Consider the following 21,848-nt stretch of genomic DNA (forward strand, 5'->3'; position numbering starts at 1 on the left):
GCGGCGTCGGGGCCAGTATCGCGGCCGCCCTCCACAAGAAACGTTCCATGTCGCGTCTTTTCCAAACCCTGACCTTGGCGGCGACCCTGCTCTCCGCCGTCCCCGTCACCGCCGCCGACCACACCTTCAAGATCGGGAAAAAGGACTTCCTCCTCGACGGCCAGCGCTTCCAGATGCGTTGCGGCGAGATCCACTTCGGCCGCGTGCCGCGCGAGTACTGGCGCCACCGCCTGCAGCTCTGCAAGGCCATGGGCCTCAACACCGTCTGCGCCTACCTGTTCTGGAATTTCCATGAGTTCGAGGAAGGGAGATACGACTGGTCCGGCCGCCGCGACGCGGTCGAGTTCTGCAAGATCGCCCAGGAAGAAGGCCTGTGGGTCGTGCTCCGCCCCGGTCCCTATGCCTGCGCCGAGTGGGATGGCGGCGGCCTGCGGTGGTGGCTGCTGAAAAACGACGACATCGCCCTCCGCTCCCGCGATCCCAGGTTCCTCGCGGCCACCAAGGCGTGGCTCAACGAGGTCGGCCGCGTGCTCGGTCCGCAGCAGGTCACCCACGGCGGCCCGATCCTGATGGCGCAGGTGGAAAACGAGTACGGCTTCTACGGCAACGACGCCCGCTACATGGGCGAGCTGCTCCAGATGATGATCGACTCCGGCTTCGACGTCCCGCTCTTCGCCTGCAACCCGCGGGGCAACCTCCGCAACGGCTTCCGGGACGACCTTTTCTCGGTGGTCAACTTCGGCAGCGATCCCGCCGGCTCCTTCGCCGCCCTGCGCGAGGTGCAAAAGGACGGCCCTCTCGTCTGCGGCGAGTTCTACCCCGGCTGGTTCGATACCTGGGGTGCCCCACACCACCTCGGCGACACCTCGCGCTACCTCTCCGACCTCGAATACATGCTCAAGGAAGGCGCGTCGTTCAGCATCTACATGGCCCACGGCGGCACCTCTTTCGGCATGTGGGCCGGGGCCGATCGACCGTTCAAGCCGGACACTTCCAGCTACGATTACGACGCCCCGATCAGCGAGGCCGGCTGGATCGGCGACAAGTTCGACCAAACCCGCGAGCTGATGGGCAAATACCTCCTGCCCGGCGAAACCCTGCCCGAGCCGCCCGCCCCGATGCCCGTGATGAGCGTGCCCGAGTTCGAGTTCACCGAGGCCGCCGCCATTTTCGACAATCTCCCCCGACCCTTGGTCACCCCGGCACCCCAGGTCATGGAAAAATACGGCCAAGGCCACGGCGCGATGCTCTATCGCACGAAGATCCCCGCCGGCCCCGCCGCGCCGCTGGAGATCGACCAGCTTCACGACTTCGCCTGGATCCGCGTCGATGGCGAAGAGGTCGGCATCATGGACCGTCGCTCCCAACGCTTCAAAGTCGCCCTGCCCGGCCGGGAAAAGGAGGCCGTCCTCGATATCCTCGTCCACACCATGGGCCACGTGAATTTCGGCAAGGAAATCCACGACCGGAAAGGCATCCTCGGCGCCGTGAAACTCGGCGGCGACGAGATCAAGGGCCAGTGGGGCGCCTACAAGCTCGCGCTCGATGACACCCAGCTCCCCGTTCTGAAATACCAGCCCGCCGACCAGGCCGGCGAGGGTCCGAAGTTCTGGCGGGCCACCGTTTCGCTGGAAAAAGCCGCCGACACCTTCCTCGACCTGCGCAGCTGGGGCATGGGCGTCGTGTGGGTCAACGGCCAATGCCTCGCCCGCTACTGGAACATCGGCCCCACGCAGACCGCCTACATCCCCGGCCCGTGGCTGAAGGAAGGGGAAAACGAGATCGTCATCCTCGATCTGGTCGGCCCGGAAAAGCCGTCGTCGTCCGGTCATGAGAAGCCCATCCTCAACGACCTCCGTCCCGAACTCGACTTCGCCCGCGGCCTCGGCAGCAAGACCGAGCTGAAACTCGACGGCGTGGAACCCGTGCTGGAGGCCAGCTTCGACCGCGACAAGAAGGACAAGGTCGTCGACTTCAACAAGCCGGTGAAAGGCTCCCAGTTCTGCCTCGAGGCGCTCAACTCGCAAGATGGCAAGCCCTACGCCGCCATCGCCGAGCTCGACATCCTCGATGGCCGCGGCCAGTCGATCTCCCACGCCAAGTGGACCATCGGCTACGTCGACAGCCAGGAAATGGTCGGCGAGGACGGCTCCGCCAGCAACGCGATCAACGGCCAGACCTCCGACTTCTGGCACAGCGAGTGGAAGAACGCCTCGCCCGACTACCCCCACCGTCTGGTCATCGACCTCGGCCAGCAGGAAACCATTGGCGGCTTCAAGCTCGTTCCCCGCTCCGGCCACAATCCGGGAGACATCAAGGACTACCGCATTTACGTCGGCGACGGACTTGCCGTGGAGAAAGAATAGCCCGCCCTCCTCGTCTCGGGGTCCGGGTGCTTCGCCGACTCACGCCCTTAGCGGAACCGACGGATGAAACCCGGGGCCGGCTGAGGTGGCTCCGGTTTCGGCGGGGAAACCACCTGCATGGTCACCAGCGCGGGCGTGCCCAGCCGGATCTTGCACGGCCCGGCGATCGGGAAGGGCTGGTGCCAGCCCACTTCCACGATTTCATTCCGCTCGTAATAAGTCGTGCCGGGCCGCTCCACCAAGGTGGCGTGACGCTGCGGTCGCAGCCGGATGCCGCGGCAGATCCGGTCCTTGGGCTCGATCGAAAGATAAATCGGCTTGGAAACACTGACCACGAACGCGGTTTCCCCCTCGCGGAGGATCAGTTCGTCATCGATTTGGGCGAGGCTCGACCAGCTCGCCCGCTGCGCCGCGGCGGGCAGGGCGAAGACCAAGGTCAGGCAGGCGAGCACGATGGGGGGAATTCGATGCTTCATGATGGCAGGGTAGCCCCATGCGTTCCGACGTCCGCCCCGCAGTTTATAATAAGAAACCCGGACAACCGACGCTTCCCGGATATCGGGAAAACGGGGTTGTCCGGGTGGAATGGCTAAGCGGACGGACTTATGGGTTGTCGCCGTCCACTTCGACGTCGATCGCACCGGTGTCCTTGTCCTTCTCCACCTTCATGTCGCCGGCAGGCGTGTCGGCATCGAGTACGGTTTCCTTGTTGTCGCAGGAAACGGCACCAAGGGCGAACAGGCCGGCGGCCAACATCAGGGTCAGTTTTTTCGTTTTCATGATCTCTGGGGATGCAGGTTCGCTCACTGATAGACGCGACCCGCAAATGCGCAAACGGGCGGCATGATTTTCCGGCGTTTTTTGTGATCCTGCTCATGCAATCCCTCGCTTGGCTGCGTATGATGGCAGGAACCCTGCTTCTGCTGCCCGCTTCGAGCCGGGCCCACCGGCTCGTTTTTGTTTTCAGACAACTCATGAAATCGACACCCACACCCTCGTCCGTTGGCGTTCCGCGCGAGATCAAACCGCAGGAAAAACGCGTCGCCCTGATTCCCTCCACCGCCGCCGAGTTGGTGCGCGATGGCCACCGCGTGTTCGTGGAAAAAGGAGCCGGCGCCGGAGCCGGCTACCCGGACGTGATGTACGAGCGGGCCGGGGCCACCATGGTGGACAGCCATGAAGGCGTCTTTGAGCAGGCGGAACTGATCGTGAAGGTCAAGGAGCCGCAGGCTTCGGAGATTCCGCTCCTCGGGCCGAAGCACATCCTTTTCACCTACCTCCACCTCGCCGCCGATGCCGGGCTGACCCGCGGCCTGATGGACTGCGGCGCCACCTGCATCGCCTACGAGACCATCGAGGTGAACCGCCGCCTGCCCCTGCTCGAGCCGATGAGCGAGATCGCCGGCCGCATGTCGGCGCTGGTCGGCGCCTACCACCTCGGCACCCAGAACGGCGGCCGCGGCACCCTGCTCGGCGGCGTGCCCGGCGTGCTGCCCGGTCGCGTGTGCGTGATCGGCGGCGGCGCCGCGGGCGTGAATGCCGCCCGCGTGGCCATGGGCATGGGGGCCGATGTCACCATCCTCGAAGTCGACCTCGAGCGCATGCGTTTCCTCGATGTGACCATGGGCTCGACGCACACGCTCTACTCGAACGAGGCGAACCTCATGGAAATCCTGCCGCGCGTCGATTTGCTGATCGGCGCCGTGCTGGTCCCCGGAGCCAAGGCACCGAAGCTGATCACCCGCTCGATGTTGCGGGAAATGCAGCCCGGCACCGTGGTGGTCGACATCGCCGTCGACCAGGGAGGCTGCTGCGAGACCACGCGCCCGACCACCCACGAGAGTCCGACCTACCTCGAGGAGGACGTGCTGCACTACTGCGTGGCCAACATGCCCGCCGCCTACGCCCGCACCGCCACCCAGGCGCTGACGAACATCACCTCGAAGTACGTCACCGAGCTCGCGGGCAGCGGCCTGTTCGGCGCGATCGCGAAAATCCCGGCCCTGGCCGGGGGCGTCAACGTCCACCAGGGGAAAGTGACCTGCCCGGCGGTGGCGGAAGCGCACGGCTTGCAGGCCGTCCATTTCCCCGCCGCCTGAGGCCGGTCGGGCCTTCCCTCATGACTGAAAATCATGTCAGGCCCCACCGCCGGGGTTGCGCAATATTCTCGGTTCGACAACGTAGGCGGGCCACCCGCCCGCCTTCCGGCGCTCCTTCTCCTTATCACTGCGCTTCGCCTCATGGAAACCCAACTCAAGATCGAGACCCGCATCCAGCTCGCGGAAGAACGTTTCATCCTGCCCCTCCTTCACCCGGCCAAGTCGCCGCTGGAGATCGAAATGTGGGAGGCTCCCGGTGAGCCGGTCGGTCACGACGAGGCCGTGGCCGAGACGTTTTCCCCGGCCCCCGAGGGCACGCCCTGGGGCAAGGAATGGGGCACCGCCTGGTTCCGTTTCACCGCCACCGTGCCGGAGGATTGGCAGGGAAAACATGTCGTCGCCCTGATCGATCTCGGCTTCGAGGACGAGGAGGGTTTCGGCCGCGAGGCCCAGGTCTGGAAAGACGGCCGGCCCGTCATCGCGCTGAGCCGCCGGCGGATTTCGGTGCCGCTTTTCAAGCAGGCCGAGGGCGGCGAGGCGGTCGATTTCCACGTCGAAGCCTCCGCCAACCCGAAGGAGGAATGGCATTGGCACGATGGCCGCCAGCGCGACCCCGAGGCGCGGCTCTACCGCGTCAACCAGGCCCAGCTCGCCGTCTACGACGAGGAGGCTTTCGCCCTGCTGATGGACTTCCGCGTTTGCCGCGAGGCGATGTTCGAGCTGCCCGAGTCCGGCACCCGCCGCGCCCGGCTCCGCCGCGGGCTCGATGAGGCCTGCCGGCTGATGGAGCGGCACGGCCGCGAGTGGATCCCGGCCGCCCGCGAAAAACTCGCTCCGCTGCTGGCGGCGAAGAACGGCACCACCACCCACACCATCACCGCCACCGGCCACGCCCACATCGATACCGCCTGGTGCTGGCCACTGCGCGAAACGATCCGCAAGTGCGCCCGCACTTTTTCCACCGCGCTGGCCTACATGGAGGATCATCCGGACTACAAGTTCAGCTGCTCGCAGCCGGTGCAATACCTCTGGATGAAGCACCTCTACCCCTCGATCTACGAGGGCATCCGCAGCGCCATCCAGCGCGGCCAGTGGGAGGCCATGGGCGCCATGTGGGTCGAGCCCGATTGCAACGTCCCTTCCGGCGAGTCGCTCGTCCGGCAGCTGCTCCACGGGAAAAAATTCTACCACCAGGAGTTCGGCGTCGATAGCCGCGAGCTCTGGCTGCCCGACGTCTTCGGCTACTCCGCCGCCCTGCCGCAGATCCTGCGAAAGGCGGGCGTCGATCGTTTCCTCACGCAGAAGATCTCCTGGAACGACACCAACCGTTTCCCCCACCACACCTTCGAGTGGGAAGGCATCGACGGCACCCGCATCTTCAGCCACTTCCCGCCGGTCGATACCTACAACGCCCGGGTCGAAGCGCGTGAGCTCGCCAAGGCCGAGCGGCAATTTGCCCAGAAGGACCGCGCCTCGCGCTCGCTGATGCCCTACGGCTACGGCGACGGCGGCGGCGGACCGACAGTCGAGATGATCGAGCGCATCCGCCGCTTCGCCGACTTCGAGGGCTTGCCGAAGGTCGAGTTCGGCACGGTCGACAGCTTCTTCGAGGCCGCCGAGGCCGACATCGACGAGCCGCCCGTGTGGCGCGGCGAGCTTTACCTCGAACTGCACCGCGGCACCTACACCAGCCAGGCGCACAACAAGCTCATGAACCGCCGCTGCGAGCTGCTGCTGCGCGAGGCCGAGTTCTTCGACGCCCTCTGCTCGCTGCTCGCCCCCGGCGAACTGATCGACGCCGGTCTCTGCCCCGAGCGCGCGCCGTGGGACCTGCCGGGCCATCCTTCGGAAAAGGACGGCTCGCCCACCGCCGAGACGCTCGACCGGGCATGGAAGCTGGTCCTCCTGAACCAGTTCCACGACATTCTCCCCGGCTCGTCCATCCACCGCGTCTACGAAGACAGCCGCCGCGACTACGAGGTCATCGAAACGATCGCCGAAACCGTGCGCGAAGCCGGCTTGGCGAAACTACTACAAACCTCCGAGGAAGTCACCGTGTTCAACACCCTCGCCCACGACCGCGCGGAGGTGGTCGAGTTCGAAGGCGCGCCCGTCTGGGCCACTGCGAAGTCCTGCGGTTATCGTACTTCCGGGGTTTCGGAAACCCTGCCCGAAGGCATCCGGCCCGTTTCCCTCACCAGGACCGACTCCGGCTGGCAGCTCGAGAACCAGTGGGTCTCCGCGACCTTGTTCGACAGCGGCCTCGTCACTTCCCTGCGCGACCTCGCCACCGGCGTCGAGACGCTCGACGGTCCGGCCAATGAGTTCCACCTGCTGCGCGATTACCCGAACCGCTGGAGCGCGTGGGACATCGAGGCCTCGGCCATGGACGACTACGAAGTCGTCGGCAGCGATGGCAGCGGCGAAGTCGTCGAAGAAGGCCCGCTGCGGGTGGTGCTGAGTTTCCGCCGGACCTTCGGAGACTCCTCGGTCACCCAGCTCGTCACGCTTCGCGCCGGCAGTGCGCGGCTCGACTTCGACACGGAGGTCGATTGGCGCGAGCGCGACCGCGTGCTCAAGGTCGCCTTCCCGCTGGCCATCCGCACCGACCACGCCACCTGCGAGATCCAGTCCGGCCACGTCCGCCGACCGACCCATCGCAACACCTCGTGGGATGCCGCCAAGTTCGAGATGTCGATCCACCGCTGGATCGACCTTTCCGAGTCCGACCACGGCGTCGCCCTCCTCAACAACGGCAGCTTCGGCTGCGACGTGCTCGGCGGCCTGCTGCGGCTCACCCTGCTCAAGTCCGGCAGCGCGCCCGACCCGGTGGCCGACCTCGGCGTCCACCGGCGGACCTTCAGCCTTTTCCCGCACCCCGGCACGCCGTTCACCGGTGGCGTGCTCGAAGAAGCGCTGTCGCTGAACACCCCGCTCCTCCTTCGTCGCGGCACGATGTCCGGGGAAACGGAGGGCTCGTGGCTGACCGCCAGCCGCCCCGGCCTCACCCTCGAAGCCTTCAAGCGCGCCGAGGATGGAAACGGCGTCGTCGCCCGCTGGCTCGAAGCCGCCGGCCGCAGCACCCGCGCGACTCTCGACAACTCACTCGGGCTCACGTTTCAGGAAACCGACCTGCTCGAGCGCCCGCTCGATGCCGGCCCATCACCTGACACCCTCGATCTCCGCGCCTTCGACATCCGCACTTTCCGGTCGATCTGACAAATGCCTTTCCATCCGCCTGACCCGCGCTAACTCCGCGGCGTGTCCTGGCTGCTGCTCACCGTCGCCTCCGCGATTTTCCTCGGGTTCTACGACTTCTTCAAGAAAGCCGCGCTGCGGAACAACGACGTCACTCCCGTCCTGTTCGGCAGCGTCGCCGCCTCGTCGCTGGTGTGGCTGCCCTTCGTCGTGTGGGCACTCATCGCGCCGGGCAGCCTGCCGCATCCTTCGCTCGATGTCGTCCATCTCACGCCGATCGAGCACCTGATGCTTTTCGGAAAAGCCGCGATCGTCGGCAGCTCGTGGGTCTGCGGCTACCACGGGCTGAAGGCGCTCCCGCTCTCCATCGCCACGCCCATCCGCGCGACCGGTCCGCTGTGGACCATCGCCCTGGCCGTCTTCCTTTTCCGGGAAATGCCCAGCGGCCGCCAGTGGCTCGGGCTGGCGGTCATTCTCGCCGCTTTCTTCGCCTTCACCTTCGTGGGCAAGAAGGAAGGCATCCATTTCCATCGCGACAAGGGGGTCTTCCTGATGATCGGGGCCACCGTCCTCGGAGCCCTGTCCGCGCTTTACGACAAGTTCCTCCTCCAGTCCGCCACCATTCCCGCCACCGCCGTGCAGGCCTGGTTCACCATCGATCTCGCGATCCTGCTCGTCCCCGCCCTGGTCGTCTGGCATCGAGACCGCTCGCGGAAACCCTTTCACTGGCACTGGGCGATACCCGTGATCGGCTTCACGCTGCTCGCCGCGGACCTGCTCTACTTCATCGCCATCAGCCAGCCGGAGGCGCTGATTTCGCTGATTTCCCCGGTTCGCCGCAGCTCGGTGATCGTGTCCTTCCTGCTCGGCATCTTCCTTTTTCGCGAGCGGCACCTCGCCGCCAAGTCGCTTTGCGTCGCCGGGATCATCGGCGGAGTACTACTTTTGGCGTAGAAGCGCCCCGGATCCCTGGTTGTCCCGATCCGGATCCAGCGGCAGCTCGATCTTCTTCTTCCCGCGGCCGGGCTGATAGGTGCGGGCTCCGTTTTTCACCCATACCAGCGGGTCCATGCACATCTGCCGCTTCGTCTGCTCCTTGTTCCACGAGTGATAGACATTGAAGTAGGTCTCGCCATCCGGCCCGAGGACCACCGAGTTGTGGCCGGGACCGATCAGTTCGCCGGGGATCGTGTGGATCACCGCCGCCTCGTCCCTGCTCAGCTTGTCAACGTAGGGCCCGATCACGCTCGACGACATCGCACAGCCCACGCCATACCCCGGCGTCTGCCAGTTTCCTCCCGAGTAAAAGAGATAGTACTGCCCATCCCGAAACACCACCGCCGGGCCCTCCACCGTGTGCCACGCGTCCCACTTCTTGCCGTAAAGGTCGCGGTTGCGCTCATAGATCTGCCAGTCGGCGAAGGCCCGCATCACCGTGTGCTGCTCGCCCTCCGGCGTCATCATGTCATCGCCCAGCTTCACCACCCCGAGTGCCGTGCCCGGCCGCAGGTCGAAGAAGTCCTTGGCGAAAAAGAAATACCACTGGCCGCTTTGCGGATCCTTGAAGGCGTGACCGTCGATCGAGAACTCCAGGTCGGGAAACATCAGCTTGCCCGCGTCCTTGAAGGGCCCTGTCGGGGAGTCGGCCACGGCCACCCGCATCTTCCGGTTGCCAGCCCAGTAGAGGTAGAACTTTCCGTCCTTCTCCGCGATCTCCGGGGCCCAGTATTCGTCGATACCCTCGATCTTCTCCAGAGCCCCGCCGACCAGCTTCCAGTCGGTGAAGTTCTCCGACTTCAAGATCGGAAACTGCTTCCCGTCCTCCGTCTCCCCCGTGCCGATCGCATACCAGGCGTCGCCCGATTTGAACGCATACGGGTCGGCCAGATAGCCGTCCCACACCGGATTGGTGTATTCCAGGGTGGTCTTCTCCGCAGCGGAAACGGAAAGCGTCAGCGGAGCCAAGAGGGCGGAAAGGAGAAAATCACGGGCATTCATTGGGTCGCCCACCCTACTGTCCTGCCACCGTCCTTCCATCGGAAAAACGCGACATCCCGCTCCCTTGTCCGGCTTTCCCGCGCCGGTGACCCACCGAATGGAAGAATTTTACCTGAATTGCTCAATCCTCGCTTGCACGCCAGCGACATGAATCGTTTCCTGAGCGGCCAACCATCCAACCCAGATCCACCATGGAACCCACGCAACTCGAAGTCTGGTTCGTCACCGGCAGCCAGCACCTCTACGGACCGGAAACCCTCGAGCAGGTCGCTGAACACTCCCGGGAAATCGCCGCCGGCCTCGATGCCTGCTCCTCGATTCCGGTGAAGGTGGTGTTCAAGGACGTCATGAAGACGCCCGATGAAATCACCGCCCTCTGCCGGGAGGCGAACCACGCGGAGAACTGCATCGGCCTCATTACCTGGTGCCACACGTTCTCGCCCTCGAAGATGTGGATCAACGGGCTCGGCCTTCTTTCCAAGCCGATCTGCCACCTCCACACGCAGTACAACCGCGACATCCCGTGGGCGTCGATCGACATGGATTTCATGAACCTCAACCAGGCCGCCCACGGCGACCGCGAGCACGGCTTCATCATGTCGCGCATCCGCCGCAAGCGGAAGGTCGTGGTCGGCTTCTGGCAGACGCCATCCGTGCAGCGGAAGCTCGGCGCCTTCACCCGCGCCGCCGCCGCCTGGCACGACTGGCAGGGCGCCAAGTTCTGCCGCTTCGGCGACAACATGCGTGAGGTCGCCGTGACCGAGGGCGACAAGGTTACCGCCCAGATGAAGTTCGGCTTTTCCGTCAACGGCTACGGCGTCGGCGAGCTGGTCGAAAAGATCAACGCCGTGGGCGACGTCGACCTCGACGCGCTGATCGACGAATACGAGTCCACCTACGACATCGCCGACGACCTCAAGAAGGGCGGCGAGCGCCACGATTCGATCCGCGAGGCGGCCCGCATCGAGCTCGGCCTCCAGATGTTCCTCGAGGAAGGCGGCTTCAAGGGTTTCACCACCACCTTCGAGGACCTCCATGGCCTGGTCCAGCTACCCGGCCTCGCGCCGCAGCGTCTCATGGCCCAAGGCTACGGCTTCGCCGGCGAGGGCGACTGGAAGACCGCCGCGCTGGTCCGCGCGATGAAGGTGATGGCCGTTGGTCTCGAGGGCGGCACCTCTTTCATGGAGGACTATACCTATCACCTGGACCCCGCCGATCCGAAGGTGCTCGGCTCGCACATGCTGGAGATCTGTCCGACCATCGCCGGGGGAAAAGCCTCGCTGCAGGTCCACCCGCTCGGCATCGGCGGCAAGGCCGACCCCGCCCGCCTCGTCTTCAACACCCCGGCTGCTCCCGGCCTCAACGCGTCGATCATCGACATGGGCAACCGTTTCCGGATGATCGTCAATGAGGTCGAAGGCACCACCGGCCCGGAAATGCCGAAGCTCCCCGTGGCCCAGGCGCTGTGGAAGCCGCAGCCGAACTTCGAGGACGGCTGCGCCTGCTGGATCTATGCCGGCGGCGCCCACCACACCGGCTACAGCCAGGCGGTCACCACCGAGATGCTCGAGGACTTCGCCAACATCGCCGGCATCGAGCTCGTCGTGATCGACAAGGACACCAAGGTCCGCCAGTTCCGCCAGGAGCTCGAGTGGAACGACGTGGCCTACGGTCTCCAGATCGCCTCCTCGTGATCCGCTTCCGCAGGATTCGTCCTGCTTCCCTGAGCCGGGCATCCCTCGCGGGTCCCGGCTTCTTGGTGCCGACCGCGCCCTCTCCCGGCTGCCGGGATCAGTCTTCCACGGCTTCGCCGGCGCATTTTATCTAACAAAAGACGCTCTGACAGCTGTGAAACTTCGTAGTCTCACCCTGTTTGGTTGAAAAACAGGGGCCCGACTCGATGAGGGCACGAGCCTTGCTGCCGCGATGGGATGGCCTCATCTATCAACCCAAGCTTGGCGGCGCTCACAGCCGTCCTTTCCAGCGCGCCGCTGCTTCACGCGGCCACCCCGATCGCCGCTACCGGTGCGAATCAGGACATCATCGTCGAAGGCTACGATGTGGGGGGAGACCCCTCCCAGTTCGTGACCTCATCCTTCGACATTCCCAACGGCAGCACCTTCCTCGCCAAGGGGATCGGCTTCGGAGGAGACCCGGGGCTGCTCGAGTCGTTCAGCAGTGCCGCCGATCCGACCGTGTCGTTCGAGCTGCTGGGCAGCTTTACGGAAAACAATGCGCTCCAGCTGATGAACGGAACCTCCGGCTCGCTGGTCATCACCAGCCCCGCCGCCTATACCTCGATCTTCGTGCTTTCTGCCTCGGCCAATGGCACCGGGACCGGCACCGCGACGATCCACTTCGCCGGCGGCAGCTCCGTGCCACTGGCCTTCACCTCGGGCGATTGGTACAGTTCCACGGACATCGCCATCGGCGGCGGCCCCGTCTATGCCTCGATCAGCGGGGGGGCTCTCGGCTACTTCACCAATGGCTCCGGCGCGGCCCTTCCGCCTCCCGCCCTTTTCCAGTATGAGCTGGATATCCCGGAGGCCTACGAGGACCTCGAAGTCACTTCCATCGATTTCGCCATGGACAGCGTGGGCGATGACCGCCTCAGCACCGCCATCATGGGGCTGAGCGGGAACGTGACGGTTCCCGAGCCCTCGGTCGCCTTGCTTTTCAGCGGCCTCGGTCTTCTCGGCTTGGCTCGCCGCCGCCGGTAGATTCACGGACCGAAGCCCCCGCCCAAGGCCGGCATTCCGTTCGGGATGCCGGCTTTTTCGCGGTCCTGCGAAATCCAGCTCCCCTATTGCCCGAAGTACTTCACCACCGCCTCGGTGCGGGTCCGGACCTGAAGCTTGCGGTAGATGTTCTGGAGGTGGTAACGCACGGTTTCCACGCCGATGTCCAGCTCGTCCGCGATCTCCTTGTAGAGCTTCCCCTTGGCCAGAAGGTCCAGCGTTTCCTGCTCGCGCGGGGTCAGGTCGAACTCCGCGCCGCGCGCGGTGGGACTTGGTTTCACGAAATGCTGGAACACCTTGCGCGCGACCGAACTCGAGATCGGGCACGCGCCTTCCCAGGCCTCCTCCAAGGCCCCGGCCAGGCGGGTCGGCACATCGCGCTTGAGAAGATAGCCACAGGCACCGGCCGCCAGCGCGTCAAAGACCCGCTGGGTGTGATCGTAAACCGTGAGCATCAGGATGCGGAGCTCCGGCATCGCCTTCTTCAGCTCCGCCGTGCATTCGATGCCCGAGATGCCGGGAAGCTGGATGTCCATCAGCACCAGGTCGGGTCCGGCATCCTGCAGCGCGGCCATCGCGGCCATCGCGGCCTCAGCATTCGGGTAGCTGCCCACCACGTCCCAGCCCGGGATGGTTCCAAGCATCTCGACCAAGGTCCGGCGCAGCTCGGAGTCATCCTCCACCACGGCCACTTTTCTCGCATGTTCGGTCATTTCGCGTCGTCCGGGTTTCTCAGGAGTTCTGCCAGGGGACAACCCATGGATACCTTGGTGCCTCGCCCGTGCCCGCTTTCAATGATGCACGTGCCGCCGATCCTTTCCAGCCGGTGTTTCAGGTTGCCAAGACCGTTGCCGCGCCCGTCCACGGAAGGATCGAAGCCCACACCCCGGTCCTCGATTTCCACCATGAGGTGGCTGCCGGAGAGCTTCAGGGAAAGCGTGGCATCACAGGGTCCGGCATGTCTCAGCACATTATGCAAGGCCTCCTTCACGGCAAAGACGAGGTGGTGCCGGGCCGCGGCCTTCAGCGGCCAGTCGGGGAGTACCAGAGGCACATCGACCGTGGCCCTCACCCCGCTGTCCTGGAAAACCTCCTCCACCATCCGCGTCACCCGCTCGGCGAACTGATCGAGGCTGTCGTTGGCGGGATCGACCGACCACACGAGGCTTTCCATCGACTCGACCAACTCGCGAGCCGACCGCGACAGGTTGCCGAGGTGGCGGACGACCTGCGGAGGATCGTTCTGCTGAGCCCGCTGGGCCAAGGCTGCATTCATGGTCATCAGGGTGATTCGCGTGCCGAGGTCGTCGTGCATGTCGCGGGCGATCCGCGCCCGGTCCGACGCCAGGGCGTTCTTGATCTCCAAAGCCGCCAACCGTCGCTCGGCCCGGCGCCTCAGGTCTCCGATGACACCCACCGCGATCGACGTGGCCACCAGCGCCACCACCAGCGCCCAGAACCACGGCCTGCTCCAGAACGGCGTGCGGATCCGCACCGGGAACAGGAAGTGATCGGTCAGCGGTACGTCATCCACCGTACTTGCCGCCACCTCGAAGGCGTATTCGCCCGCCGGCACCCGGGGGAAGGTCACCCTGCGGATGTTTCCGCCGATCACATTGTAGACTTCCCGCCATTGGAGCAGCAGGGTCACGCCTCCCACCGGAAAATCCGGCAGCGGTTCGGTTCGCGACCATGCCCCGCTGGCGGCCTGATCGCCGTCGATCAATGCCAGCGACGGGTTGTCCCCCATGGTCACGAGCCGGCCGATGGTCGGTGCCGAGCCCGAGCGGCTCCATCCTTTCGGCACGCCGTCGGGCTCATCAAGCCGCTCCCCCTCGCTGAACCCGGAGTTTCCCCAAAGCTCCTCGGCCCTCCCATCGGGCCTCCGGTAAAGCACCCGCAGGTCATCGCAGACGACCACCCCGGTCGTATCGTCGGCCCCGGAGGATAAGGTGAGACGAAGAGCCGTCCCGCCATCGGGAACCTGAAGCGGCTCGTTCCGAAGCACCAACTGGGAATCTTCCAAGGTGGTTCTCCAGCCCCGGCTGGCCCCGCTGAGCGGGAACTGGACGACCGACAAGACGGACTCCTCCCGGTCCAGCACCTCGCAGACCATGACCATGCCGGGCGAATTGTCCCGCCACCTCTCGTCTCCCCCCTTCATCCGCGTGAGCACCTCCAAGGCCCTCTGGCCGCTCTGCCTCACCTCGAAATCGAAATCAAGGCGGTGTGGCCCGGGAGGAAGCACCACGCCGGGCTCCCCGGCATTCCACGGTTCGCCATCCATCCGCAGGCCCGTCAACCGGATCTGTGGCTGCCCGTCCGCGCCGGATGACCCGCCCGGGACCTCCCGAGCCCCCCTTTTTTCCGGAGGTGTGAGCAGGAAATCGTTCGGCGAGCGCGCCACGGAACTGATCCTCACCTCGTCGATCCAGCCATCGAAGGGCTCCGCCTCACCGATCCCGAACTCCGACCTGGCCTCGTTGCCGATCGCGAAATCCCCGGTCCGCGCCGGCAGGTCGTTCTCCATGCTCCCGCGCCCGATCAGGTGGGCTTCCGTTTCCCCCGAATCCAGACGGGTCCAATACAAGGTCAGGTTGTTCGGTGCCCCCTCGTTTCCATCATAGGTGACCGCCACGTGAAACCACGGACCGCGCTCGATCGCATGCGGCCCCGAGGCCGGGATCGCGGCCAAGGCACCACCGCGGCTGGCCAGCGGGATGAACGCGAGGAAGCCTCCCTTTTCGACCCGGAAATTGAAGCAGCGCTCCTCCTGCTCACCATCCATGGTGATCACGCCGAGGGCCACGGTTCCCGACTCGGCGGGCAGCAGGTCGAACTTCACCAGGGCTTCGTAAGTGAAGGCACCGTCGTCGCCCATGACCCCGAAGTCGTCCGGCACACGGTCCTCGCTTCCCGCCGCCAACCGCGGCATCGCCAGCAGGATCCCCCCTTTGAACTCTCTGGTTCCGCGGGCACCGCCGGCATTCCGATGAAAGGTCACGCTTTCCCCCATGCCAGCTAGCGAGGGCTCCCCGGCTTCCGCTCGGTTCAAGAGACCCCGCAGGGCAAAAGGTCGCCTGCCTTCGTCGCGGAAAGGCGGACCTGCTTCGTCGAGATGCCAAAGATGGAGCGTCGAGTCGTCGGTCTCATACGGCCGGATGGCCCCCGTTTCGGCGAAAAGCCTCGTCGCCGTGACCATCGGCAGCAGCCCGCCCATCACGAGCCGCCCCCATGCCCAAGCTTTGCCCAGTGGAGTCATCCGTCCCACTCAGCCTGCCATCGCGGGACCTGCCAATCTCCTTTTGGAACCCCCTCTCTTTCTCAGGCGAAAACCTCCAGAACCGGCTTCCCTTGATCGGCAAAGCGGAATGGCCGGCGGCTCGGAGACATCACCACCTTGTCGTGCGGCACTCCGAGGGCGTGCGCGATCGTTGCATTGAAATCCTGAACCTCCACCGGGTTTTCCTTCACCTTCTCACCCTTCGCATCGGTCGATCCGTAACGGAAGCCACCCTTCACGCCACCGCCCGCCAGCAGGCAGGTGAAGGCCGAGGGATGGTGGTCCCGTCCGTTGTTGTGCTCGGCCTTGATCTCGGGAGTGCGTCCGAATTCGGTCGCGACGACGACCAGCGTGCTTTCCAGCAGGCCCCGGTCCGCAAGATCCTGCAACAGCGCCGGATAAGCCTGATCGAACTCCTGGCAGCGCCCCTCGATCCCGGCGAAGTTATCATAATGAGTATCCCAGCCCCCCAACTGCACCTCCACGAACCGCACGCCATGCTCGACCAGGCGCCGCGCCAGCATGCATCCCTGGGCAAAACGCCCTCCCCCGTAGAGCTTCCGCGCGCTTTCAGGCTCATCGTTAAGGTTGAAGGCCTTGAGGTCCTCGCTGTTCATCAACCTGACGGCCTCCTTGTAGAGTTCCTGATACGCCTCCACATCGGCATTCTGATAACGTTGATGGAATTGCCGGTTCAGCCGGTCCGCCAGAGCGAGCCGGCGGTCGAAGGCATCCTTCTCCACCGACCCCGGTCGATGGCTATCCTTCAGCCCCTCGCTCGGACTCCCGATCGGAGCAGCGGAAAACTTGGCCCCGAAAAAGCCACCTCCCGTCGTCTCGGGCGATGAGTCGATCGCCACATATCCCGGGATCTCCGGATTGAGCCGGCCGCCCAGCTTCAACGCCCATGCTCCGAGCGAGGGATGTTTGACCGTTCCTCGCATGGCATAACTGGTGTGCATGATGTAGGAACCCTGCTCGTGCGCACCTTGCCGGGAGGTCATGGAGTTCACCACGCAGACCTTGTCCATCACGTCGGCGGTCCTGCGCAGATGCTGGCCCACGAAAATATCGTCGGCCTTCGAAGGGAGGGTCTCCAGGGGCCCCATCACGTCCTTCTTCCTGGGCTTGGGATCGAAGGTATCCACGTGGCTCATGCCTCCGGACATGAACAGGTAAATCACACTTTTCGCGCGGGCTCCGGAAATCGGCGCGGCGGCCGCGGACTCCCCGCCGACAAGCGGCAGCAATTGCACCCCCAGCAAGGTTCTTGCCGCCGTGGCCATGAAGCTGCGGCGGGTGGTCTCGTTTTGATGTTCAAATTCGTTCATGGCTCTACTGTACAAAGAGGAATTCCGAGGACATCACCAATGCTGAAACCATATTCGGCCATGCTTCATCACCGGAAAGCTTCACCTCATCCATCATCCAGCTCATCTCGTCCTCACCAGGAGGGCGGTTGAGGATCGCGATGTAAAGGCGCCGGATCCTTTCCCTGGGATCCCGGGTTCCCTCAAGCCCTTCGTAAATGTGGGCCCCACGGTTCTGGACCAGCTGCTGCTGGACGAACCCGTTCATCAACGAGAGCACCTGGCCCACGTTCGGCTCACGGCTCGCCCCCTCCACGACCTCACGATCCGATTGTCCGAAAAGATACAAAAGGTGGTCACGCGGAGCCGGACTCGGAAGCTCGGATGCCCGGACCTGCTCATTCCCTCCATACCGTTTGGGGCTCTCATTCATCATCATTGCCCCTCCGCCTCCTTCTCCGTCATGCTCCTTTCGAGCCTCCGCCACCATCGACGCAAAGTAGCTGCGGAACTCCGACTCGCTATCGAGCTGAACCACCTCGTCGTAAAGTTGCTCAAGATCTTTGCCTCCGAGCGAAACCGGCTTCCCGCCGATCCTGATCCGCCGATCGACTCCGCGATGCGCTTTCCCGTCCGGGTTACCGCCCACAAGGGTAATCAAAGAATCCCAGATTTGCTCGGCGGACATCCGTTCCAACTGACGGCCGTGGAAATCGTCTCCCCCCGCCACCTTCGGCGGTTCGGGATTCGGAACAAACTGGAAGGTCTTGGTGTTGAGGATGACCCGTTGGAACTCCTTGAGATCGTAGTCGAGATCGATCATCAGTCGGGTGAGATACCTCATCAAGCCCGGAAGATGCGTCTTCTCCGCAGGCTGGTATTCATCGATCGGCTCGTAGATCCCACGTCCCATCACGTGCTTCCACATCCGGTTGGCGATGACGGACGCAAATTGATCTCCTGTTCTCGAAGTGATCCACTCGGCGAGCTTCTCTCTTCCATCGTCCGCATCATCCCTCTCCGAAAGCCGCACGGTTTTTCCGAAGGGAGTCCGGGCGCCGACCATCTCGCCAGGTTCCGCACCTCGGTATTGATAATCGTCGGGTAGCCGGATTCTTCCTTTGCCTCCTCCCTTGAAACTCATTCCATAAACATCGTCCCAAATCACCTGCGCGACCGAGCGCTCGAACGAATTACGCTGCTCGTCTTCCGTCACCTCATCCCACAGTTTCTTCATGGGAGCTCTGCTGACTTCCTGCTGTCCGTTGGTGAAGGCGGCGAGCTGGTAGAAATCGAGCCTTTCCGTGACTCCGAACGGATCGTCATGGCACTGGGCGCATTCCATCCGCGAGCCGAGGAAAATCCGGGTCGTGTTCGCAAGGTTGTCGAGAGGCATGCCGCGGTCGCGCAAATAGTAGCCCACCGCTGCCCCGCTCTCACTCCATGGATTCCCCGAACTCGCGACCAACCGGGTCGTCAGCTCATCCCAATGCATGTTGGCATCCACCGCCTCACGGACCCAAGCCCGGTAGGCGTCGAAATTCCCGGGAAATCCCGGCTTGTCATCCGTCACCCGGAGAAGATCGAACGCCCAGTTGCTCATGTGGCTTCCATAGCCGGGCGAATCGAGCAAGTAGTCCACCAATTCGGAACGCTTGCCGGGGTCCTGAAGTTCGAGGAAAAACCTCGCCTCCTCCACCGTTGGAATCCGTCCCACCGTCACCAGGTAAGCACGCCGGAGAAAGGTGGCGTCGTCCGTGATCTCGGGAACCTCGAGTTTTTCCTCACGATACCAACCCGCCACAAAGCCATCGATTTTCAAGGCGGCTGCCCGAGCTGACTCGGAACGACCCTTTTCCGGGGCAGCGGACAGCCAAGTCGCCCAAGCAACGGAAAAGGCAACGATGAGCGGTTGAAAGGATTTCATGGATTTCAGCAAAGCTACCCAACGTCGCTCACTGGGTCAAACTTGCCGGTTTCTCAACATTTCGCGATCCAAAGACCGGATGATGTCCTCCCCGCCTCCCTCAGTAGGACGACGTTACCCACACCAATCCCTTCGTAAGCACCCGATCGACCGCCATCTGAATCTCCTCGGCGCACCGCCCGGCCGTGTGAAGCTCGTCGGATGTCACGACGACGTTACACCGATGAAGAGAAGGCCCGCCTGCTCGCCGAGTTCCAGGCCTGCGGAACCACAGCCGCCGCCTTCTGCCGCGAGCACGGCCTCTGCTACCAGACCTTCCTGAACTGGCGCCGCGCCGCGCCGGGCGACGAGGCCTTTCCGCAGCGACCGGAGTTCATCGAACTCGATCTCGGCCGTCCGGTCCGCGCCGCCCCCGCGATGCTCATCGAACTCGAACTCGGCGACGGCATCGTCCTGCGCGTCCGCCACGATCCCGCGCCGCGGCCATGATCCTCACCCACAGCGTCAAGGTCCGCGTGGCCACCCGGCCCTGCGACCTGAGGAAAAGCTTCGACACCCTCAGCGTCGTCGTCCGCGACGAACTCCGCGAGGACCCGCTTTCCCGCAAACTCTTCGTGTTCTTCAACCGCAGCGCCGACCGTGTGAAAATGCTCTACTGGGACGGAAGCGGTCTGTGGATCTTGATGAAACGCCTCGAACGCGGTCGGTTTTGCCGCCCCCGCGCCCTTTCGGAGGACCGACCGGCCATCTCGCTGAAGCCCGAGGCCCTCGAGATGCTCCTCAGCGGTATCGATCTCAAGGACGGCATGCAGCGTGCCTGGTACGAACTACCAGAAAAACCGTAGTTCGATCAAGTTACGGCTTCCATCGCGGCGTGCGGACGTGCATGACTCCGCGCGTCGTGACCAAGGAAGAGCTGGAGGCGCGGAACAAGGAACTCGAACAGCAGGTGCTGGTCCTGACCCAGCAGCTCGACTGGCTCAAGCGCCAGCTCTTCGGTCGCAAGAGCGAGAAGCTCGACCACCCCGACCTCTTCGGTCCCGGCGAGCCGGGAAAAGCGGACTCCTCCGGCGACGCGGCCGCACCGGAGGATGAAAACAAGGCGGCCCCGCCCGCCAGCGACGCACCGAAGCGCCGCCCGCCCATCCGCAAGGAGCGCCTGCCGGAAAACCTCCCCGTCCGTACCAAGGAAATCGTCCCCGCTTTCCTCGCCGCCGATCCCTCCGCCTGGCGGCCCGCCGGCTTCGAGGAAAGCTGGCAGCTCGAGAAAGAGCCCGGCTACTACTACCTGCTCCACACCAAGCGGCTCAAGTTCGTGCCGATCGACAACCCGCTGTCCCCACCGGTGATCGAGCCCGCCGCCCCCTCCATCATCGAAGGCGGCTTCTGGGGCCCCGGCCTCCTTTCCGAAATCCTCGCCAACAAATACCTCTATCATCTGCCCTACTACCCGGCAGCACGTCCTCAACCTCCAGCGCCACGGCATCGACCTCAGCGAAAGCACCATGAGCGACGCCGCCGACAAAGTCGCCGACCAGCTCGCCATCCTCGTCGCCCGCATCAAAGAGCGCATGATCGAGGGTGGCGTCGTGCGCTCCGACGAAACCTACATCCGCTACCTCGACCGGATCATCCCCGGCGGCAGCGCCCGCGGCTACTTCTGGGTCTACCGCGGCCTCGACGGCGACGTCATCTTCGACTGGCAGACCAGCCGCGAACACCACCACCTCGCCGACTGGCTCGGAGCCGACTTCGAAGGCATCCTCCAGAGCGACGGCTACGAAGCCTACGAAAGATACTGCGAACTCCAGCGCCGGCGCGGCAAGGACGTCCGCCGCGCCGCCTGCCTCGCCCACATCCGGCGCAAGTTCGAAAAGGCCCTGAAGGAACGGCCCGCCCTCGTCCGCTGGATCCTCAAGATCATCGGCCGCCTCTACCGGACCGAGGCCATGCTCCGCGAGCACCGCGCGCCCCCGGAAGTCCGCGCGCGGGTCCGGCAAAACCTCTCCCGCCCCCTCATCCGGCTCCTCGGCAAAGCCTTCAGACATCTCCGCGCCACCGCCATCCTGCCCAAGAGCACCCTGGGCCAGGCGCTCAACTACGCCCTCGGCCAATGGTCCGCCATGGAGACCTACCTCGAGGATGGGCGCATCGAGATCGACAACAACGACACCGAGAACGACATCCGTCCGAGCGCCGTCAGCAAGAAGAACTGGCTGTTCATCGGCCATCCCGAAGCTGGCCGCCGTTCAGCGATCCTCTACACCCTGCTTATCAGCGCCCGCAACCACGGCATCGACCCACAGGCTTACCTGAAAGACGTGATCGAACGGCTGCCGTCGATGCGCCCGGCCGACCTCGACGCCCTACTTCCCTCCGCCTGGGCTGCCGCCCACCGCGCCAAGCACCCCCTGGCCAAACCGGACCGCACGGCCACTGCCGCCTGAACCGCCGGCACCCCGCCGTCCATTAAGAACGCACGGCACTCGGTCGGGTGCTTACTACCATCCCTTCGCGGCCCGGCGGTGAATGTCTCCGTTCTCAGCTCCTTGCGGGTAAAAAAAGAGCCCGGCATCTTCATTGCTGAAGATGCCGGGCATAGACCTGGCGGCGTCCTACTCTCACAAGACCTATCGTCTCACTACCATCGGCGCTGCGGCGTTTCACTTCCGGGTTCGGAATGGGACCGGGTGGTTCCACCGCGCCATGACCACCAGAAGCCAAGCCTTGTTGCCTGGGGCGTTGCCGCCACCCTTCAAGGCGCGGCTTCTGAGTGCCATGGACTTTGTTTGCTGGGTGCCTGGGGGCGGTTGACCCGCTCCCTGACATCCACACGGAGAATATCGCTGCCTTTCCTTACTTTTACCTGCCGAAACCCACGCTTCACGTTTCAATTGAAAACGGATGCTCTTTGCTTCGGTTCCTTGGA

At 64.4% G+C, this 21,848-nt stretch carries 16 protein-coding genes, 1 rRNA gene and 1 pseudogene; 10 read left to right on the plus strand and 8 right to left on the minus strand.

The genetic code is table 11. From position 1 onward, the window contains the following. Positions 1-47 precede the first annotated feature (47 nt). Entirely contained in the window at positions 48-2,366 is a 2,319-nt protein-coding gene (locus tag ABXH26_RS17505) for a beta-galactosidase (RefSeq protein ID WP_353568395.1), read from the plus strand. 47 nt (positions 2,367-2,413) lie between these two features. Here the strand turns inward: ABXH26_RS17505 and ABXH26_RS17510 are convergent, their stop codons facing one another. Both ABXH26_RS17510 and ABXH26_RS17515 read right to left on the minus strand, forming a co-directional pair. Next, positions 2,414-2,842: a hypothetical protein gene (locus tag ABXH26_RS17510; protein WP_353568396.1), complete on the minus strand. Its 429-nt coding sequence runs from the start codon at positions 2,840-2,842 to the stop codon at positions 2,414-2,416. Between the two features lie 127 nt (positions 2,843-2,969). Continuing rightward, complete coding sequence (locus tag ABXH26_RS17515; RefSeq protein ID WP_353568397.1) at positions 2,970-3,146, minus strand: hypothetical protein; 177 nt, start codon at positions 3,144-3,146, stop codon at positions 2,970-2,972. A 194-nt stretch (positions 3,147-3,340) separates the two neighbouring features. On the opposite strand from ABXH26_RS17515, the gene ald reads away from it, so the two are divergent. The 3 genes from ald (at position 3,341) to ABXH26_RS17530 (ending at position 8,617) form a co-directional block, all read left to right on the plus strand. Beyond that, the gene (gene ald, locus ABXH26_RS17520; RefSeq protein WP_353568398.1) at positions 3,341-4,465 is read left to right on the plus strand and encodes an alanine dehydrogenase; all 1,125 of its coding nucleotides are present in this window, start codon (positions 3,341-3,343) and stop codon (positions 4,463-4,465) included. 141 nt (positions 4,466-4,606) lie between these two features. After that, positions 4,607-7,684 (plus strand): alpha-mannosidase, encoded by a 3,078-nt coding sequence (locus ABXH26_RS17525; RefSeq protein ID WP_353568399.1) that lies wholly within the window; start codon positions 4,607-4,609, stop codon positions 7,682-7,684. Between the two features lie 42 nt (positions 7,685-7,726). Further along, on the plus strand, positions 7,727-8,617 hold the full coding sequence (locus tag ABXH26_RS17530; protein ID WP_353568400.1) for an EamA family transporter: 891 nt from the start codon (positions 7,727-7,729) through the stop codon (positions 8,615-8,617). Here the strand turns inward: ABXH26_RS17530 and ABXH26_RS17535 are convergent. Continuing rightward, positions 8,603-9,628 (minus strand): glycoside hydrolase family 43 protein, encoded by a 1,026-nt coding sequence (locus ABXH26_RS17535; protein WP_353568401.1) that lies wholly within the window; start codon positions 9,626-9,628, stop codon positions 8,603-8,605. The genes ABXH26_RS17530 and ABXH26_RS17535 overlap by 15 nt on opposite strands. A gap of 224 nt (positions 9,629-9,852) precedes the next feature. Between ABXH26_RS17535 and araA the strand changes: the two genes are divergently transcribed. Both araA and ABXH26_RS17545 read left to right on the plus strand, forming a co-directional pair. Beyond that, the gene (gene araA, locus ABXH26_RS17540; protein ID WP_353568402.1) at positions 9,853-11,355 is read left to right on the plus strand and encodes an L-arabinose isomerase; all 1,503 of its coding nucleotides are present in this window, start codon (positions 9,853-9,855) and stop codon (positions 11,353-11,355) included. Between the two features lie 261 nt (positions 11,356-11,616). After that, positions 11,617-12,381, plus strand: coding sequence for a PEP-CTERM sorting domain-containing protein (locus ABXH26_RS17545; protein ID WP_353568403.1), 765 nt, complete (start codon positions 11,617-11,619; stop codon positions 12,379-12,381). An 83-nt stretch (positions 12,382-12,464) separates the two neighbouring features. On the opposite strand, the gene ABXH26_RS17550 is transcribed toward ABXH26_RS17545, so the two are convergent. The 4 genes from ABXH26_RS17550 to ABXH26_RS17565 form a co-directional block, all read right to left on the minus strand. After that, positions 12,465-13,112, minus strand: a complete 648-nt coding sequence (locus ABXH26_RS17550; RefSeq protein ID WP_353568404.1) for a response regulator — start codon at positions 13,110-13,112, stop codon at positions 12,465-12,467. After that, positions 13,109-15,661: a histidine kinase gene (locus ABXH26_RS17555; RefSeq protein WP_353568405.1), complete on the minus strand. Its 2,553-nt coding sequence runs from the start codon at positions 15,659-15,661 to the stop codon at positions 13,109-13,111. Before ABXH26_RS17555 ends, ABXH26_RS17550 begins: the two co-directional genes overlap by 4 nt. Before the next feature lie 62 nt (positions 15,662-15,723). Beyond that, positions 15,724-17,013 (minus strand): DUF1501 domain-containing protein, encoded by a 1,290-nt coding sequence (locus ABXH26_RS17560; protein WP_353568406.1) that lies wholly within the window; start codon positions 17,011-17,013, stop codon positions 15,724-15,726. 4 nt (positions 17,014-17,017) lie between these two features. Further along, positions 17,018-18,919 (minus strand): DUF1549 domain-containing protein, encoded by a 1,902-nt coding sequence (locus ABXH26_RS17565; RefSeq protein ID WP_353568407.1) that lies wholly within the window; start codon positions 18,917-18,919, stop codon positions 17,018-17,020. Positions 18,920-19,120: 201 nt separating this feature from the next. Between ABXH26_RS17565 and tnpA the strand changes: the two genes are divergently transcribed. The 4 genes and pseudogenes from tnpA (at position 19,121) to tnpC (ending at position 21,366) form a co-directional block, all read left to right on the plus strand. After that, a complete protein-coding gene (tnpA, locus tag ABXH26_RS17570) occupies positions 19,121-19,408 on the plus strand; it encodes an IS66 family insertion sequence element accessory protein TnpA (RefSeq protein WP_353568408.1) in 288 nt (95 codons plus the stop codon). Continuing rightward, complete coding sequence (gene tnpB, locus ABXH26_RS17575) at positions 19,405-19,764, plus strand: IS66 family insertion sequence element accessory protein TnpB (RefSeq protein ID WP_353568409.1); 360 nt, start codon at positions 19,405-19,407, stop codon at positions 19,762-19,764. Before tnpA ends, tnpB begins: the two co-directional genes overlap by 4 nt. 41 nt (positions 19,765-19,805) lie before the next feature. Next, a pseudogene (locus ABXH26_RS17580) lies at positions 19,806-20,042 on the plus strand (IS66 family transposase); the annotation flags it as partial. Between the two features lie 361 nt (positions 20,043-20,403). Then, positions 20,404-21,366, plus strand: a complete 963-nt coding sequence (gene tnpC, locus ABXH26_RS17585; RefSeq protein ID WP_353568411.1) for an IS66 family transposase — start codon at positions 20,404-20,406, stop codon at positions 21,364-21,366. A 155-nt stretch (positions 21,367-21,521) separates the two neighbouring features. Here the strand turns inward: tnpC and rrf are convergent. Further along, positions 21,522-21,637 (minus strand): 5S ribosomal RNA (gene rrf, locus ABXH26_RS17590). Positions 21,638-21,848 lie beyond the last annotated feature (211 nt).

Origin of the sequence: Haloferula sargassicola, assembly GCF_040362925.1 — a bacterium.
Lineage (GTDB): Bacteria > Verrucomicrobiota > Verrucomicrobiia > Verrucomicrobiales > Akkermansiaceae > Haloferula > Haloferula sargassicola.

What these genes read in the sequence shown, in the direction of transcription:
- araA (WP_353568402.1), top strand. Translation starts at nt 9,853, where the DNA reads ATGGAACCCACGCAACTCGAAGTCTGGTTCGTCACCGGCAGCCAGCAC.
- ABXH26_RS17560 (WP_353568406.1), bottom strand. Translation starts at nt 17,013, where the DNA reads ATGAACGAATTTGAACATCAAAACGAGACCACCCGCCGCAGCTTCATG.
- ABXH26_RS17565 (WP_353568407.1), bottom strand. Translation starts at nt 18,919, where the DNA reads ATGAAATCCTTTCAACCGCTCATCGTTGCCTTTTCCGTTGCTTGGGCG.
- ald (WP_353568398.1), top strand. Translation starts at nt 3,341, where the DNA reads ATGAAATCGACACCCACACCCTCGTCCGTTGGCGTTCCGCGCGAGATC.
- tnpB (WP_353568409.1), top strand. Translation starts at nt 19,405, where the DNA reads ATGATCCTCACCCACAGCGTCAAGGTCCGCGTGGCCACCCGGCCCTGC.
- ABXH26_RS17510 (WP_353568396.1), bottom strand. Translation starts at nt 2,842, where the DNA reads ATGAAGCATCGAATTCCCCCCATCGTGCTCGCCTGCCTGACCTTGGTC.
- ABXH26_RS17550 (WP_353568404.1), bottom strand. Translation starts at nt 13,112, where the DNA reads ATGACCGAACATGCGAGAAAAGTGGCCGTGGTGGAGGATGACTCCGAG.
- ABXH26_RS17515 (WP_353568397.1), bottom strand. Translation starts at nt 3,146, where the DNA reads ATGAAAACGAAAAAACTGACCCTGATGTTGGCCGCCGGCCTGTTCGCC.
- tnpA (WP_353568408.1), top strand. Translation starts at nt 19,121, where the DNA reads ATGTCACGACGACGTTACACCGATGAAGAGAAGGCCCGCCTGCTCGCC.
- ABXH26_RS17525 (WP_353568399.1), top strand. Translation starts at nt 4,607, where the DNA reads ATGGAAACCCAACTCAAGATCGAGACCCGCATCCAGCTCGCGGAAGAA.
- ABXH26_RS17555 (WP_353568405.1), bottom strand. Translation starts at nt 15,661, where the DNA reads ATGACTCCACTGGGCAAAGCTTGGGCATGGGGGCGGCTCGTGATGGGC.
- ABXH26_RS17505 (WP_353568395.1), top strand. Translation starts at nt 48, where the DNA reads ATGTCGCGTCTTTTCCAAACCCTGACCTTGGCGGCGACCCTGCTCTCC.